This window comes from Leptotrichia trevisanii DSM 22070, from assembly GCF_000482505.1.
Classification (GTDB): domain Bacteria; phylum Fusobacteriota; class Fusobacteriia; order Fusobacteriales; family Leptotrichiaceae; genus Leptotrichia; species Leptotrichia trevisanii.
In genome coordinates this window covers 23,100-38,634 of the sequence record NZ_AXVL01000011.1, presented here as the reverse complement: position 1 = coordinate 38,634, position 15,535 = coordinate 23,100, and the positions used below count along the sequence as shown (strand labels likewise).

Here is a 15,535-nt window from a genome sequence, read left to right as displayed (position 1 = left end):
ATTTATTTCTTTAAGTTTTTTTGCATCTCAGACTTCCGACATTTACGTAAATGTCTTGACAAATTAAAAAAATAGTTATATAATATGCCCACATAGTAAAACGACTTTAAAATTGGATACAAAAATTATGATTATATACTCAAGCTATAAGTCCAATGATTTTAGTTTTCCAATTTTGAAGTAGTTTAATTACATAAAAAATATCATAAAATAAAAACAAAATTTGAAAGGAAATAATCAAAACAGTGAGTTATAATTTTACAGATTTTTTACAAAAAAGAAACGAAAAACAAATAAGTGAAATGACAAATCAGGAAATTTATTACAAATTACTTGAATACATCAAAGAGAGAGCAGATGAAAAAACGCCAAACAAATCTAAAAAGAAAATATATTATATTTCTGCAGAATTCTTAATTGGAAAATTATTATCAAATAATTTGATCAACTTAGGAATTTATAAAGAAATAAGGGAAGAATTGAAGGCAGCAGGGAAAAACTTGAGCCACGTTGAAGAAGTGGAAACAGAACCTTCATTAGGAAACGGTGGACTTGGAAGACTTGCTTCGTGCTTTATTGATTCAATGTCAACTTTAGGAATCAATGGAGAAGGAGTCGGACTTAACTATCACTGCGGACTGTTTAAGCAGGTTTTCAAGAACAATGAGCAAAAAGCTGAGGCAAACTATTGGATAGAAGATCAAAGCTGGCTAAGAGATACAAATATTGGATACGAAGTTAAATTTAAAAATTTCAGCTTACATTCAAAATTAAAAAGAATTGATATTTTAGGGTATGAAAAAGATACAAAAAATTACTTAAATTTATTCGATATTGAAAGTGTTGACTACAATTTAATAGAAAATGGAATATCATTTGATGAAGAAAATGTTGAAAAAAATCTAACATTATTCCTATATCCTGACGACAGTACAAAAAAAGGGGAATTGTTACGTATCTACCAACAATATTTCATGGTATCAAATGCGGCAAGATTGATTATTGCTGAAGCAACTGAAAAAGGAAGCAACATTCACGATTTAGCAGATTATGCCTTCGTTCAAATCAACGATACACACCCAAGTATGGTAATTCCTGAATTAATCCGTATTATGACAGAAGAACACGGTATTTCTTTTGAAGAAGCAACAGAAATTGTAACAAAAATGACAGGATACACAAATCATACAATTTTGGCAGAAGCGTTGGAAAAATGGCCTTTAGACTACTTAGAAGAAGTTGTGCCAAATATTGTTGAAATTATAAAAAAACTGGATAAAGTTATAAAAGCTAAATATTCAGATGAAAAAGTTCAAATTATCGACGGACAAAACAGAGTTCATATGGCAAATATGGATATTCACTTTTCTTCAAGTGTAAATGGAGTTGCTTATCTGCATACTGAAATCTTGAAAAATAGTGAACTTAAAGAATTTTATGAAATTTATCCGAATAAATTTAACAACAAAACAAATGGTATTACATTCAGAAGATGGCTTGAAAGCTGTAACGAAGACTTGGCAGATTACTTGAAAGAATTAATTGGTACAGGTTACTTGACAGATGCCGAAAATTTAAAAGAACTTTTGAAATATGTTGATGATAAAAATGTTTATGAAAAATTATCACAAATTAAACACGAAAACAAAATTAAATTGAAAAAATATTTACAACATACACAAGGAATCGTTATTGATGAAAACAGTATCATTGATACTCAAATTAAGAGATTCCACGAATATAAACGTCAACAAATGAATGCCTTGTATGTAATCAAAAAATACTTAGATATTAAAAATGGAAAATTACCAGAAAGAAAGATAACAGTATTATTCGGTGGAAAAGCTGCTCCAGCCTACATCATTGCTCAAGACATAATCCACTTAATACTTTGTCTATCAGAAATAATAAACAATGATCCAGAAGTAAATAAATACTTAAATGTTTACCTAGTTGAAAACTACAATGTAGGATTAGCTGAAAAAATTATTCCAGCAACAGATATTTCTGAGCAAATCTCGCTTGCCTCAAAAGAAGCCAGCGGAACTGGAAATATGAAATTCATGCTAAACGGAGCATTAACTCTTGGAACAATGGATGGAGCAAATGTGGAAATTAGTGAGCTTGTAGGCGATGACAATATCTACATTTTTGGAAAAAACAGTGATGATATAATTAAATTATACGAAACATCAGGTTACGTTTCAAAAGATTATTACAATCAAGTTGGAATAAAAGAAGTCGTTGACTTCATAACTTCAGACAAATTAATCAAAGTAGGAAACAAGGAAAGATTGGAAAGACTTCAAAATGAACTAATAAACAAAGATTGGTTCATGACATTAATTGACTTTGAAGACTACTACAACACAAAAGAAAGAATGTTTAAAGACTATGAAAACAAAGACTTGTGGTACAAACAAGTAATAAATAACATAGCAAAAGCAGGATTCTTCTCATCAGACAGAACAATCGCACAATACGAAGATGAAATCTGGAAAACTAAATAAATTTTATAATACGGGGATTTAATATCCTCGTTTTTATATTTTAAAAGATAAGTTAAATGGGATTTAGTATTAGATTATTTTATTTAATATCGATTTTTACTATTTTTATTAGCTTTTCTTTTTTTGCAGGATTGCTCATTGCCGCAAATCCTTATCTTGCAGTAAAGGTTTATCCTGATAATTAAAATTGTAGCAAGATTGCTACGCAATACCTATGGCTAGACTACGACTTTTATTTGCCCAACTCCGAAACTCCTCCTTATAGTCGTCAAACAGTCGTAGTTGAACAAATAAAAGCTCCGTCGGTTTATTAAAATAAAAAAATTATATTTTAATTATTTTGAAATACTAGATTTTTATCTTTTGTTGAAAAAGTTTGTAATAAATTCGTTATTTAAATGGGGTTTAGTATTAAATCATCTCCTTTTCTTTTTTTATCCATAAGGAAAGTATATTTACATTTTTTTACAATAATTTATCAATATCATTAATGCCAAAAAAAAGTTTGATTTGTCAAAATAATAGAATCTAGAAGAAAAAATGATGGTTCTTTGGGTGTTGCACTTGATTATACAATATACAAAAAAAACTTTAAAAAAAGTAAAGAAAATAGTATTGACAAAAAAAGAGGAATATGATATTATAAATAAGCTAGTTTATTCTGGTAATACCAATATTTTATTGGGAGGGATAGAAAACGATGAGAGTACAAGTTATTTTAGAATGCACTGAAACTAAGTTGAGACATTATGTTACAACTAAAAACAAAAAAACTCATCCCGAAAGATTAGAGATGAGAAAATATAATCCAGTGCTTAAAAGACATTCTCTTTATAGAGAAGTTAAATAATCTCATAAAAATAGATAGGTCAGTAGTTCAATTGGTAGAGCGTCGGTCTCCAAAACCGAAAGTTGCGGGTTCGATTCCTGCCTGGCCTGCCATTTTATTTTATGGGAATTTTTTTTTAAAAAATTTAATTTTGTTGAATTTAAAGTAGACAAATAAATTTTTTGTGATTATGCAGTTAAAAAATAAATAGAAGTTTGAGATTTTGAAGAAAATTAGGTAAGATAAATAATAAATTGAGAAAAAATCTTAAAGGATTCTAGGAGAAAATCATGAGTAAATTTAATTTAAAAGAGGCTTTTGGAAATTTGCGTGAAGAATATAAAAAAATATATTGGCCTGATAAAATCGAAGTTTATCATGTTACTGTAATTGTGATTTTGATGACAGCGTTTATTGCTATATATACACTTCTTTTTGATACAGCATTTAACTTTGTGTTGGCAAAAATAAGTGAAGTATTGAGAAATCTTATAGGAGGCGCGTAAAAGTGACTGAAGCAAATGAAAAAGTTGAAGAGGAAGTTGTATACGAAAAAAAATGGTATATAATTCACACTTATTCCGGTTATGAAAAAAAAGTGGCGGCGGATCTTGAGAAAAGAATCGAGTCATTGGACTTAAAAGACAGAGTTTTTAGAATTTTAGTTCCAGAAGAAGAAGTTCTGGAAGAAAAACGTGGAAAACAAGTAAAAGTTTCAAGAAAACTTTTTCCAAGTTATGTAATGATAGAAATGCTTTCCATTAAGGAAGAAAATGAACTGGGATTAGGATACCGTGTTGATAGTGATGCCTGGTATGTAATTAGAAATACAAACGGAGTAACTGGATTTGTCGGAATTGGAAGTGATCCAATACCTTTATCTGATGAAGAGGCTTCAAATTTACTGGCTAAAGTTGGAATTGATGTTGATGGGGAAGGAAGTGCTCCTAGACTTGATATAGATTTTAGAATTGGTGAAGTTGTTGAAGTAAAAGGCGGATCCTTTGATGGACAGCAAGGTGAAATTGCAGAAATTGACTATGAACATGGTAAAGTAAAAGTAATGCTTGAAGTTTTGGGACGTTTGACTCCAGTGGAAGTTGAATATACCGAAATAGCAAAAATAGACTATTAATAGTCTAAAAAGTAACAAAAAAACAAACAAGAAGTATTATTAAAGAATAATAATTAGCGAAATTTTAATTTGAAGGAAAAGTGGGAGATTTAACAAATTCAATTACCACAGAGGAGGAAAAATGGCTAAAGAAGTAATCGGGAAGATTAAATTACAATTAGAAGCAGGGAAAGCGAATCCTGCACCACCAGTAGGGCCTGCGTTAGGACAACATGGGGTAAATATTGCAGAATTCTGTAAATCATTTAACGCACAAACACAAGATAAAATGGGATTTGTAATTCCAGTGGAAATTACTGTTTATGCAGATAGAAGTTTTACATTCATTTTAAAAACACCACCTGCATCAGACTTATTGAAAAAAGCGGCTAAAGTTCAAAAAGGTGCTGGAAATTCTATAAAAGAAGTTGCTGGAACTATAACTAAAGCCCAATTACAAGAAATTGCAGAAACTAAAATGCCAGATTTAAATGCAGGATCAGTTGAAGCAGCTATGAATATTATTGCAGGAACTGCAAGAAGTATGGGAATTAAAATTTCTGAATAATTAAAGTTGTTCGGATTTTAAAAAATAAATTAAAAAATAAAATTTAAATGATTATTAGAATAAGTGGGAGATTTAGTAAATTCAATTACCACAGAGGAGGAAATAATAAATGGCAAAAAGAGGAAAAAGATATAACGACATTTCTCAAAAAGTAGATAAAATGAAAATTTATACACCAGAAGAAGCATTGGAATTAGTCTTTGACACTAAAAGTGCTAAATTTGTGGAGACAGTAGAATTAGCAGTAAGATTGGGAGTAGATCCTAGACATGCTGATCAACAGGTAAGAGGTACAGTTTCATTACCAAATGGTACGGGTAAAACTGTAAGAATTTTAGTTATTACAAGTGGAGAAAACATTGATAAAGCATTAGCTGCAGGAGCAGATTTTGCTGGAGATGACGAATACATTAATAAAATTCAAGGTGGATGGTTAGATTTTGATTTAGTAATTGCTACACCTGATATGATGCCTAAATTAGGAAGATTAGGAAGAATCTTAGGAACTAAAGGATTAATGCCTAACCCTAAATCAGGAACAGTTACAACAAATGTTGAACAAACAGTTCAAGAATTTAAAAAAGGAAAAGTTGCATTTAAAGTTGATAAATTAGGATCAATTCATCTACCAATTGGTAAAGTTGACTTCACAAAAGAAGCTATCGTAGAAAACTTTAAAGTTGCATTAGATCAAATTATCAAATTAAAACCAGCTGCTTCAAAAGGGCAATATTTAAGAACAGTTGCAATCTCATTAACTATGGGGCCTGGAATTAAAATTGATCCATTATTGGCTGGAGTATTTGTAGCTAAATAGTAAACAATCTTAATAGTAATTTTTATTACCGGGTAGATTTTTTCTATTCGGTAATTTATACTATAATTTGGATATTTTTTTGAAATCGAATTACTAAAAATTAAATATATCTGACATTTCTTAAAATAAAGCCGATAAGCTAATAAAATAAAAATTTGAGTAGAAAGCCATAACTTTAAATTTTGTTTTAAGGAGATTTTTAATAATAAATAAAGGCGTATTTATAAGTTAAGAACAATAAAAAAATTTTGAAAGATACTTGCAATTTTGAAAAAATTATAGTATAATACTATATATTGGTTTATTGAATATATAAATCATATGGAATATAACCAAAGACAGTAGGTAGAATGAAAATTCTTTAAACCCTACCGAGGTAAATATTATAACAAATAGATATTAAAATTAAATAATAGATATTTTATATAATATGATACCTCTGGGCTTATTGTTTTTGTTTCAGAGGTTTTTATTATGAGGAGGTGAAACGAATTGCCAGCACAAGCAAAATTAGAAGCAGTAAAAGGTTTAGTTGAAAAATTAAAGGATGCTAAAGCAGTAGTGTTTGTTGATTATAAAGGAATTAGCGTTAATGAAGATACTGAACTTCGTAAAACAGCTAGAGAATCTGGAGTAGAGTACTTTGTTGCTAAAAACAGATTGTTTAAGATAGCGTTAAAAGAAGCAGGATTTGATACAAATGTTGATGATTTATTAGAAGGAACTACATCGTTTGCATTAGGATATGAAGATGGAGTTGCACCATCTAAATTAATCTTTGATTTTGGAAAAAAAATAAAAGATAAATTATTAATTAAAGGTGGATTGCTAGAATCTGAAAGAGTTGATGTGTCAACTGTAGAAGCACTAGCTAAATTACCATCGAGAGATGAATTACTTGGACAAATTGCTTACGGATTGTTGTCGCCAGTTAGAATGTTGGCTGTTGCATTGACAAATGTTGCAGAACAAAAAGAAACTGGAGCGCCAGCAGAAGCAGCAGAGTAATTATTTTTAAATGTGAAATAATTTGTAAATTATAAAAATAATAATATAAATAAAAACAAGAAAAAAATAGGAGGAAATAAAATAATGGCATTTAATAAAGAACAATTTATAGAAGACTTAAAAGCTATGTCTGTATTAGAATTAAAAGAAGTAGTTGAAGCTATTGAAGAAACATTTGGAGTATCAGCTCAACCAGTAGCAGTTGCAGGAGGTGCAGCAGCAGGAGGTGCAGCAGCAGAAGAAAAATCTGAATTTGATGTAATCCTGGTATCTGCAGGAGCAGCTAAATTGGCAGTAATTAAAGAAGTAAGAGGAATTACTGGATTAGGACTTAAAGAAGCTAAAGAATTAGTTGAAGCTGGTGGAAAAGCAGTTAAAGAAGGAGTTTCCAAAGACGAAGCTGAAGCATTAAAAGCTCAATTAGAAGGTGCAGGGGCAACTGTAGAATTAAAATAGTAAAAAACGAATCAATAGTGAAGGCACTCTTAAAACATAGAGAGTGTCTTTTTCCACTATAAAACTTGGAAGAAAAGAATTTTTTCTTTTTTGTATTAATTTTTATAAAAAGTCAATTAAAGATTATTCATAATTATAGTAAAACACTTTAAATTAGAGATAGAATTAAAACATTTCTACACGTTTGTATACTTTAAAAATTTTGATTTTATAGCCTATTTTAAGGAAGTTCGAGCGTATAATAATTCATTTTAAGACTAAATATGAAAGTTTAAATTTTCAAATGAACAGTATTTTTAGTCTATTTTTTAGTCTTTTATACAGCATTGCCGTTTAAAAAATTGACAACTATTTTACTAAAATGTCTATGTCAGAAAAATTTTAAATGAATTTTTAGTATAATTTGAATATGAATAATCGTGTATTTTTTAGATTGCTTATTGGATAATTAAATTTTTGGTAATTGGATTATTGTTTGAGTAATTATGTAATAACAAATCGAAATTATGAGAACATTTTTTGATGAAAGTTTAATTTTTAAATTAAAGAAAGAATATGTTCTTTGTAGGGAGGAATTTTTTAAATGAACAAACTTATTGAAAGATATAGTTTCGGAAAAATAGTAGATAGAGGGGAAATGCCGCATTTCTTGGAATTTCAATTAAATTCATATGAAGATTTTTTGCAGACAAAAGTGCCACCTCAAAAACGTGAAAATAAAGGTTTTGAAGCAATCTTTAATGAAATTTTTCCAATCGAATCCAGTAATGGATTGTTGAAATTAGAATATTTATGGTATGAAATTCACGATAATGACGAACCTTTAAACGATGAATTGGAATGTAAAAAAAGAGGTAAAACATATTCTGGCCAATTAAAAGTTAGACTAAAATTAACTAACAAGAGAACAGGAGAAATTCAAGAAACATTAGTTCATTTCGGAGATATACCACTGATGACTGATAAAGCCACATTTATTATAAATGGTGCTGAAAGAGTCGTTATTTCTCAATTACACAGATCGCCAGGAATTACTTTTAACAAAGAATTGAATATTCAGACAGGGAAAGATGTGTTTATTGGGAAGATAATCCCTTATAAAGGAACATGGCTCGAATTTGAAACTGATAAAAATGACATCTTAAATGTAAAAATTGATAGAAGAAAGAAAGTTTTATTACCTGTATTTTTAAAAGCGGTGGATTTTTTCCAAAATAATACGGAAATTATGAATCACTTCTTTGAAGAGAAGGAAGTGGAGTTGTCAGAACTTTATTCAAAATATAGAGATACTGAGCTTGAAGAAGTTTTACGTTCAAGACTAGAGGGAAGTTTTGTAAGGGAAGATATTCTGAATGAGGAAACTGGGGAATTTGTGGCAGAGGCTGAGGAAATTATTGATATGCCTGTTATTCAGAAGATAATAGATGCTAAAGTTGAAAAATTAAATATCTGGGAAGTGAAGCCCGAAGATAGAATTATCGCAAATGCCTTAGTACATGACAGCACAAAAAATAATGATGAGGCTGTTATTGAAGTGTTTAGAAAATTGCGTCCAGGGGACTTGGTAACTGTGGATAGTGCCAGATCGCTTGTTAAGCAGATGTTCTTTAATCCACAAAGATATGATTTGGCAGATGTTGGAAGATACAAGGTTAACAAAAGATTGAAACTGGATGTGCCAGCAGATGTAATCGTATTGACAAAAGAAGATGTTCTACAGACTATTGAATATGTGAAAAATCTTGTAAGTGGAGAAGGATTTACAGATGATATTGACAACTTGTCAAATAGACGTGTAAGAGGAGTTGGAGAGCTGCTTTCCATCCAAATAAAAGGTGGAATGCTTAAAATGTCTAAAATGGTTAGAGAAAAAATGACAATTCAAGACATTACAACATTGACTCCACAAAGTTTATTGAATACAAAACCTTTAAATGCTTTAATTCTTGAGTTCTTTGGAAGTGGACAGTTATCACAATTTATGGATCAGTCTAATCCATTGTCAGAATTGACTCATAAGAGAAGAATTTCAGCGTTAGGGCCGGGAGGACTTTCAAGAGATAGAGCAGGATTTGAGGTTCGGGACGTTCATAATTCGCATTATGGAAGAATTTGTCCAATAGAAACTCCAGAAGGGCCAAATATCGGACTTATTGCCTCACTTTCAACTTATGGAAAAGTTAATAAATATGGATTTATTGAAACTCCGTTTGTAAAAATAAATGATGGAAAAGCTGATTTTAAAGATATTAGATATTTAGCGGCTGATGAGGAGGAAGGGCTGTTTATTGCACAGGCTGATACTCCTATTGATAAAGATGGAAATTTCTTGACAGATGAAGTAGTTTGTCGTTATGGAGATGAAATTGTGCATATTGATAAATCAAAAGTTGATATTTTGGACGTATCGCCTAAACAGCTAGTGTCTGTTTCAGCAGGATTAATTCCATTCCTGGAACACGATGATGCCAATCGTGCGTTAATGGGATCGAACATGCAGCGTCAAGCTGTACCTCTGTTAAAAACAGAAGCGCCTTATGTTGGGACTGGACTTGAAAGAAAAGTTGCCGTGGATTCGGGGGCAGTTATTACTTCAAAGGCGACTGGAACTGTAACTTTTGTAGATGCGAGAAAAATTATTGTAACAGATGATGAAGGAAAAGAATATTCTCACAGATTGTTAAATTTTGAAAAATCTAACCAGTCAATGTGCTTACATCAAAAACCAATCACTGATCTGGGAGATAAAGTTAAAAAAGGTGATATTATTGCAGATGGGCCATCTACTGCAGGTGGAGATCTGGCATTAGGTAAAAATATCCTATTGGCGTTTATGCCATGGGAAGGGTATAACTTTGAGGATGGAATCCTTATTTCTGAAAGACTTAGAAAAGACGATGTGTTCACGTCAATTCATATTGAGGAATTTGATATTGAGGCGAGAACTACAAAACTAGGTGATGAGGAAATTACAAGGGAAATTCCTAATGTTTCTGAGGAAGCCTTGAGAAACCTTGATGAAAATGGAATTATAAGAATAGGGGCTCATGTGACTCCTGATGATATTCTTGTTGGAAAAGTAACTCCTAAAGGAGAAACTGAACCACCAGCAGAAGAAAAATTATTACGTGCAATCTTTGGGGAAAAGGCAAAAGATGTAAGAGATACATCGCTTAGACTTCCGCATGGAGTAAAAGGTACTGTTGTGGATGTGCTTGAGTTATCTAAGGAAAATGGAGATGACTTGAAGGCTGGAGTAAACAAACTAATCAGAATTTACATTGCTGAAAAGAGAAAAATAATGGTTGGGGATAAAATGTCTGGACGTCATGGAAACAAAGGGGTAATTTCAAGAGTATTGCCAGTCGAAGATATGCCGCATTTAGAAAATGGAACACCAATTGATGTCTGCCTTAATCCACTTGGAGTGCCATCACGTATGAATATCGGACAGGTATTAGAAGTGCATTTGGGACTTGCAATTGGAGATATTGACAAATATATTGCAACACCAGTATTTGATGGAGCAAGTGAAGAAGATGTTAAAAATTACTTGGAAGAAGCTGGATATAGCAGAACTGGTAAAGTAAAACTGATTGACGGTAGAACTGGACAGCCATTTGACAACCCGGTAACAGTTGGACGTATGTATATGTTAAAACTTCACCACTTGGTAGAAGACAAAATGCATGCCAGAGCGATTGGGCCATATTCACTTGTTACTCAGCAGCCACTTGGAGGAAAAGCACAATTTGGTGGACAAAGACTTGGGGAAATGGAAGTTTGGGCATTGGAAGCTTACGGTGCGTCAAATATCCTTCAAGAAATGCTTACAGTTAAATCAGATGACATCAGTGGAAGAACAAAAACTTATGAAGCTATCGTAAAAGGACAGGCAATGCCAGAAGCAGACGCTCCAGAATCATTTAGAGTATTAATTAAGGAATTCCAGTCACTTGGACTAGATGTGGCTCTTTATGATAAAGATGGGGAACCAATTGAATTAGATAAGAATGTAGATGCTTAGTAGAAATTATTTTTGAGAATTGAAATTTTCTATAAATTTAATTCTTTGAAGAAATAAAATATGAAAAAGTTTTCCCACTTTCTTTAAAAAAGTGGAATTAAAGAATAGAGGAGGCTCTTAACGAATGAGTATAAGAGATTTTGACAGTATTCAAATAAAATTGGCATCACCAGAAAAAATATTAGAATGGTCGTATGGTGAAATAACAAAAGCCGAAACAATAAATTATAGAACTTTAAAACCTGAAATGGACGGATTATTCTGTGAGAGAATATTTGGGCCATCTAAGGATTATGAGTGTGCCTGCGGGAAGTACAAGAGAATGCGTTACAAAGGTATGGTGTGTGAAAAATGTGGTGTTGAAGTAACAACTTCAAAAGTTAGACGTGAAAGAATGGGACATATTAAACTTGCGACACCAATTGCACACATCTGGTATTCTAAAGGTACACCTAACAAAATGAGTCTCTTATTGGGAATCAGTACGAAGGAATTGGAGTCAGTTCTATATTTTTCAAGATATATTGTAACTGATCCAGGAGAAACTGGACTTCAAAAAGGTGAAATTTTAACTGAACGTGAATATAAACTATATGAAAATCAGTTTAAAAACGAATTTACAGCAAAAATGGGTGCTGAGGGAGTTTTAGCCTTGCTTGAGGAAATTGACTTGTTTGATTTGGAGAAAAAACTGCAAGGTGAAATGGATACAGAACATTCTACACAAAAAAGAAGAAAAGTTATAAAAAGATTAAAAGTAGTAAGAGATTTGATAGAAGCGGGGAATAGGCCAGAATGGATGATAATGACTGTGTTGCCTGTAATTCCTGCGGATTTACGTCCGATGGTTCAGTTAGATGGTGGAAGATTTGCCACTTCTGACTTGAATGATTTGTACAGAAGAGTAATCAACAGAAATATCAGACTTAAAAAATTAATGTCAATAAAAGCTCCTGAAATTGTAATAAAAAATGAAAAAAGAATGTTGCAGGAAGCAGTTGACGCATTAATTGACAATGGTAGACGTGGAAAACCTGTTGTTACTCAAAATAACAGGGAATTAAAATCACTTTCTGATATGTTAAAAGGGAAACAGGGACGTTTTAGACAAAATCTACTAGGAAAACGTGTGGACTATTCGGGAAGATCGGTTATCGTTGTTGGGCCAAGTCTGAAAATGAATCAATGTGGGCTTCCTAAAAAAATGGCACTTGAGCTGTATAAGCCATTTTTGATGAGAGAGCTTGTAAAAAGGGAATTAGCTTCAAATATTAAAGTTGCTAAGAAAATGGTTGAAGAGGAAGATGAAAACGTATGGGAATTGATTGAGGAAATTATTAAAAATCACCCTGTTCTTCTAAACCGTGCCCCAACATTGCATAGACTTTCAATTCAGGCATTTGAGCCAATATTGATAGAAGGAAAGGCAATAAGACTTCACCCGCTTGTATGTTCTGCATTTAATGCGGATTTTGACGGGGATCAAATGGCGGTACACTTGGTATTGTCACAGGAAGCACAAATGGAAGCAAAATTATTAATGCTTGCAACAAATAACATTATTGCACCATCAAGTGGTAGGCCGATAGCGGTTCCATCACAGGATATGGTAATGGGATGTTATTACATGACAAAGGAAAGAAAAGGTGTAAAGGGGGAAATGAAATCGTTCTCCAACAAGAATCAGTTAATTACAGCTTATCAAAATGGACAGGTTGCAGTTCATGCACTTGTAAAGGTAAGAATTGACGGGGAAGCAATAAAAACTACACCAGGACGTCTTATGTTTAACACAATGCTTCCAAAAGAAGTGAGAGATTATTCTAAAACATTTGGTAAAGGTGAATTAGGAAAATTAATCGCTGAACTGTACAAAAGATTTGGATTTGAAAAAACATCGGAATTATTGGATAAAATTAAGGAATTTGGATTCCATTATGGAACACTTGCTGGAATTACAGTTGGAATTGAGGATCTGGAAATTCCTGAAAGTAAAAAAACTATTCTGGAAAAAGCTGAAAATGAAGTGGCTGAAATTGAAGAGCAGTATAAATCTGGTGAAATCATCGATGCGGAAAGATATAGAAGAACAGTTGCCATATGGGATGAGGCTGTTTCAAAGGTAACTAAGGATATGATGGATAATTTGGATGAATTTAATCCAGTTTATATGATGGCAAATTCCGGAGCCAGAGGATCAATTGCACAAATGCGTCAACTTGGTGGAATGCGTGGACTTATGGCAGATACACAGGGACGTATTATCGAAATGCCAATTAAAGCTAACTTCAGGGAAGGGCTTAACATTCTTGAATTCTTTATGTCATCACATGGAGCAAGAAAAGGACTTGCCGATACAGCGTTAAGAACGGCGGATTCAGGATATTTGACAAGAAGACTTGTTGATATTTCGCACGAAGTTATTGTAAATCATGATGACTGTGGATGTGAACACGGAATTGTGGTATCAGATTTGATGGATGCCGGGGAAGTAATTGAAAAATTGAGTGAAAGAATTTATGGAAGAAACTTGGCAACAGACTTGATTCATGAAGGAAAAGTTATTGCTGAGAGAAATACTTTAATAACTGATGACTTGATTAAGAAAATTGAAGAACTGGATATCCGTGAAGTTGAAATAAGAACACCTTTGACTTGTAAATTGGAAAAAGGGGTTTGTAAAAAATGTTATGGATTAGATCTTTCTAACCACAAGGAAATTCTTAAAGGAGAAGCAGTTGGAGTTATTGCGGCACAATCAATTGGAGAGCCAGGTACACAGCTTACAATGCGTACTTTCCATACTGGAGGGGTAGCGACTGCAGCATCTGTTCAGTCAGATTACAAGGCTGATGTTTCTGGAAAAATTAAGCTTAGAAATATTTCCACACTTGTAAATGCTGAAGGAAAAGAAATTGTTGTTTCACAAAATGGACGTGTAATAATTGGAAAACATAGATATGAAGTTCCATCAGGTTCCATTTTGCACGTAAAAGATGGAGATTCAGTTAAGAAAGGGCAAGTTCTTGTAGAATTTGATCCATATCAAATACCGATTATTACGTCTGAAGAAGGAAAAGTGGAATTTAGGGATATTTACGTAAGGGAAAATATTGATGTAAAATATGGAGTTACTGAAAAAGTTGCGATAAAACCTGTTGAAAGTAACGATGTGAATCCTAGAATTATCATTTATACAAAAGACAACAGAAGAGTTGAATATGCAGTTCCATATGGTGCGTATTTAATGGTAAATGAAGGGGATATAGTCAAGAAGGGGCAAATTATTACAAAAATCCTTAAAACTGGGGAAGGAAATAAAGATATTACAGGAGGGCTTCCTCGTGTGCAAGAATTGTTTGAAGCAAGAAATCCTAAAGGAAAAGCTATTTTATCAGAAGTTGCAGGGCGTGTAGTTTTCTCAGACAAAAAGAAAAAAGGTATGAGATTAATCCTGATTGAAGATCCTGAAAACGGGGAATTAATTCAGGAATATACAGTTCCGGTGGGAGAACATCTAGTTGTAACTAACGAAATGTTAATTGAAAAAGGTGCTAAAATTACTGACGGGCCTGTTTCGCCACATGATATTCTAAAAATAAAAGGACTTGTGGAAGCACAGCAATTTATTCTTGAGTCAGTGCAACAAGTATATAGGGAACAAGGAGTTGCGGTTAATGACAAACATATTGAAATAATCGTAAAACAAATGTTCCAAAAGATCAAGATTAAGGAAGCTGGAGATTCACTATTCCTTGAAGATGAATTAATTGATAAGAAAATTGTAGAACGTGAAAATGAAATATTAATTTCAAAGGGAAAACGTCCAGCAACATATGAACCAGTAATTCAAGGTATCACAAAAGCTGCTGTAAATACAGAAAGTTTCATTTCAGCATCATCATTCCAGGAAACAACAAAAGTTCTTGCAAATGCTGCTGTTGAAGGGAAAACAGACAGACTTGAAGGACTGAAGGAAAATGTAATTATCGGTAAGAAAATACCAGGAGGAACTGGATTTAAAGACTATAAATATCTGGATGCAGTTTTAAAAAATGATGTTGTGGAAGAGGAAGCAATGGAAACTGAAGTTGGAGAGGACGGAGAAAAAGTCGAAGTTACAGAAACTTTGGAAACATTGAAGGAGAACCCAAATGAAGTTATAGAAAATGTTGAAGAAACAGTGGAACAGTAATCAAGTTG

11 protein-coding genes, 1 tRNA gene and 1 other annotated feature are annotated in these 15,535 nt (G+C 32.3%); all 12 genes read left to right on the top strand.

Annotated elements, in window-relative coordinates; translation table 11 throughout:
- Window positions 1-245: 245 nt before the first annotated feature.
- Window positions 246-2,510: a glycogen/starch/alpha-glucan family phosphorylase gene (gene glgP, locus K324_RS0103695; protein ID WP_026747974.1), complete on the top strand. Its 2,265-nt coding sequence runs from the start codon at window positions 246-248 to the stop codon at window positions 2,508-2,510.
- 540 nt (window positions 2,511-3,050) lie between these two features.
- Window positions 3,051-3,242, top strand: a complete 192-nt coding sequence (locus K324_RS15960) for a hypothetical protein (RefSeq protein WP_155283077.1) — start codon at window positions 3,051-3,053, stop codon at window positions 3,240-3,242.
- Window positions 3,211-3,360: a 50S ribosomal protein L33 gene (rpmG, locus tag K324_RS0103685; protein WP_006807173.1), complete on the top strand. Its 150-nt coding sequence runs from the start codon at window positions 3,211-3,213 to the stop codon at window positions 3,358-3,360. Before K324_RS15960 ends, rpmG begins: the two co-directional genes overlap by 32 nt.
- 16 nt (window positions 3,361-3,376) lie before the next feature.
- A tRNA-Trp gene (locus tag K324_RS0103680) sits at window positions 3,377-3,452 on the top strand.
- A gap of 177 nt (window positions 3,453-3,629) precedes the next feature.
- Complete coding sequence (gene secE, locus K324_RS0103675; protein ID WP_026747972.1) at window positions 3,630-3,845, top strand: preprotein translocase subunit SecE; 216 nt, start codon at window positions 3,630-3,632, stop codon at window positions 3,843-3,845.
- Between the two features lie 2 nt (window positions 3,846-3,847).
- Window positions 3,848-4,474 carry a transcription termination/antitermination protein NusG gene (gene nusG / locus K324_RS0103670; RefSeq protein WP_026747971.1) on the top strand — a complete coding sequence of 209 codons (627 nt, stop codon included), beginning with the start codon at window positions 3,848-3,850 and terminating at the stop codon, window positions 4,472-4,474.
- Between the two features lie 121 nt (window positions 4,475-4,595).
- Window positions 4,596-5,021 (top strand): 50S ribosomal protein L11, encoded by a 426-nt coding sequence (gene rplK, locus K324_RS0103665; RefSeq protein WP_026747970.1) that lies wholly within the window; start codon window positions 4,596-4,598, stop codon window positions 5,019-5,021.
- Window positions 5,022-5,130: 109 nt separating this feature from the next.
- Window positions 5,131-5,838 carry a 50S ribosomal protein L1 gene (gene rplA / locus K324_RS0103660; protein WP_026747969.1) on the top strand — a complete coding sequence of 236 codons (708 nt, stop codon included), beginning with the start codon at window positions 5,131-5,133 and terminating at the stop codon, window positions 5,836-5,838.
- A 314-nt stretch (window positions 5,839-6,152) separates the two neighbouring features.
- Window positions 6,153-6,319 (top strand) — a sequence feature (ribosomal protein L10 leader region).
- Window positions 6,320-6,330: 11 nt separating this feature from the next.
- Window positions 6,331-6,846: a 50S ribosomal protein L10 gene (gene rplJ / locus K324_RS0103655; protein WP_026747968.1), complete on the top strand. Its 516-nt coding sequence runs from the start codon at window positions 6,331-6,333 to the stop codon at window positions 6,844-6,846.
- A gap of 84 nt (window positions 6,847-6,930) precedes the next feature.
- On the top strand, window positions 6,931-7,302 hold the full coding sequence (rplL, locus tag K324_RS0103650; RefSeq protein ID WP_026747967.1) for a 50S ribosomal protein L7/L12: 372 nt from the start codon (window positions 6,931-6,933) through the stop codon (window positions 7,300-7,302).
- 583 nt (window positions 7,303-7,885) lie between these two features.
- Complete coding sequence (gene rpoB, locus K324_RS0103645; RefSeq protein ID WP_026747966.1) at window positions 7,886-11,332, top strand: DNA-directed RNA polymerase subunit beta; 3,447 nt, start codon at window positions 7,886-7,888, stop codon at window positions 11,330-11,332.
- A gap of 124 nt (window positions 11,333-11,456) precedes the next feature.
- Window positions 11,457-15,527, top strand: a complete 4,071-nt coding sequence (gene rpoC, locus K324_RS0103640; RefSeq protein ID WP_026747965.1) for a DNA-directed RNA polymerase subunit beta' — start codon at window positions 11,457-11,459, stop codon at window positions 15,525-15,527.
- The last annotated feature ends 8 nt before the right edge of the window (window positions 15,528-15,535 follow it).

What these genes read in the sequence shown, in the direction of transcription:
- K324_RS15960 (WP_155283077.1), top strand. Translation starts at nt 3,051, where the DNA reads ATGATGGTTCTTTGGGTGTTGCACTTGATTATACAATATACAAAAAAA.
- rpmG (WP_006807173.1), top strand. Translation starts at nt 3,211, where the DNA reads ATGAGAGTACAAGTTATTTTAGAATGCACTGAAACTAAGTTGAGACAT.
- secE (WP_026747972.1), top strand. Translation starts at nt 3,630, where the DNA reads ATGAGTAAATTTAATTTAAAAGAGGCTTTTGGAAATTTGCGTGAAGAA.
- rplK (WP_026747970.1), top strand. Translation starts at nt 4,596, where the DNA reads ATGGCTAAAGAAGTAATCGGGAAGATTAAATTACAATTAGAAGCAGGG.
- rplA (WP_026747969.1), top strand. Translation starts at nt 5,131, where the DNA reads ATGGCAAAAAGAGGAAAAAGATATAACGACATTTCTCAAAAAGTAGAT.
- rplL (WP_026747967.1), top strand. Translation starts at nt 6,931, where the DNA reads ATGGCATTTAATAAAGAACAATTTATAGAAGACTTAAAAGCTATGTCT.
- rpoB (WP_026747966.1), top strand. Translation starts at nt 7,886, where the DNA reads ATGAACAAACTTATTGAAAGATATAGTTTCGGAAAAATAGTAGATAGA.
- rpoC (WP_026747965.1), top strand. Translation starts at nt 11,457, where the DNA reads ATGAGTATAAGAGATTTTGACAGTATTCAAATAAAATTGGCATCACCA.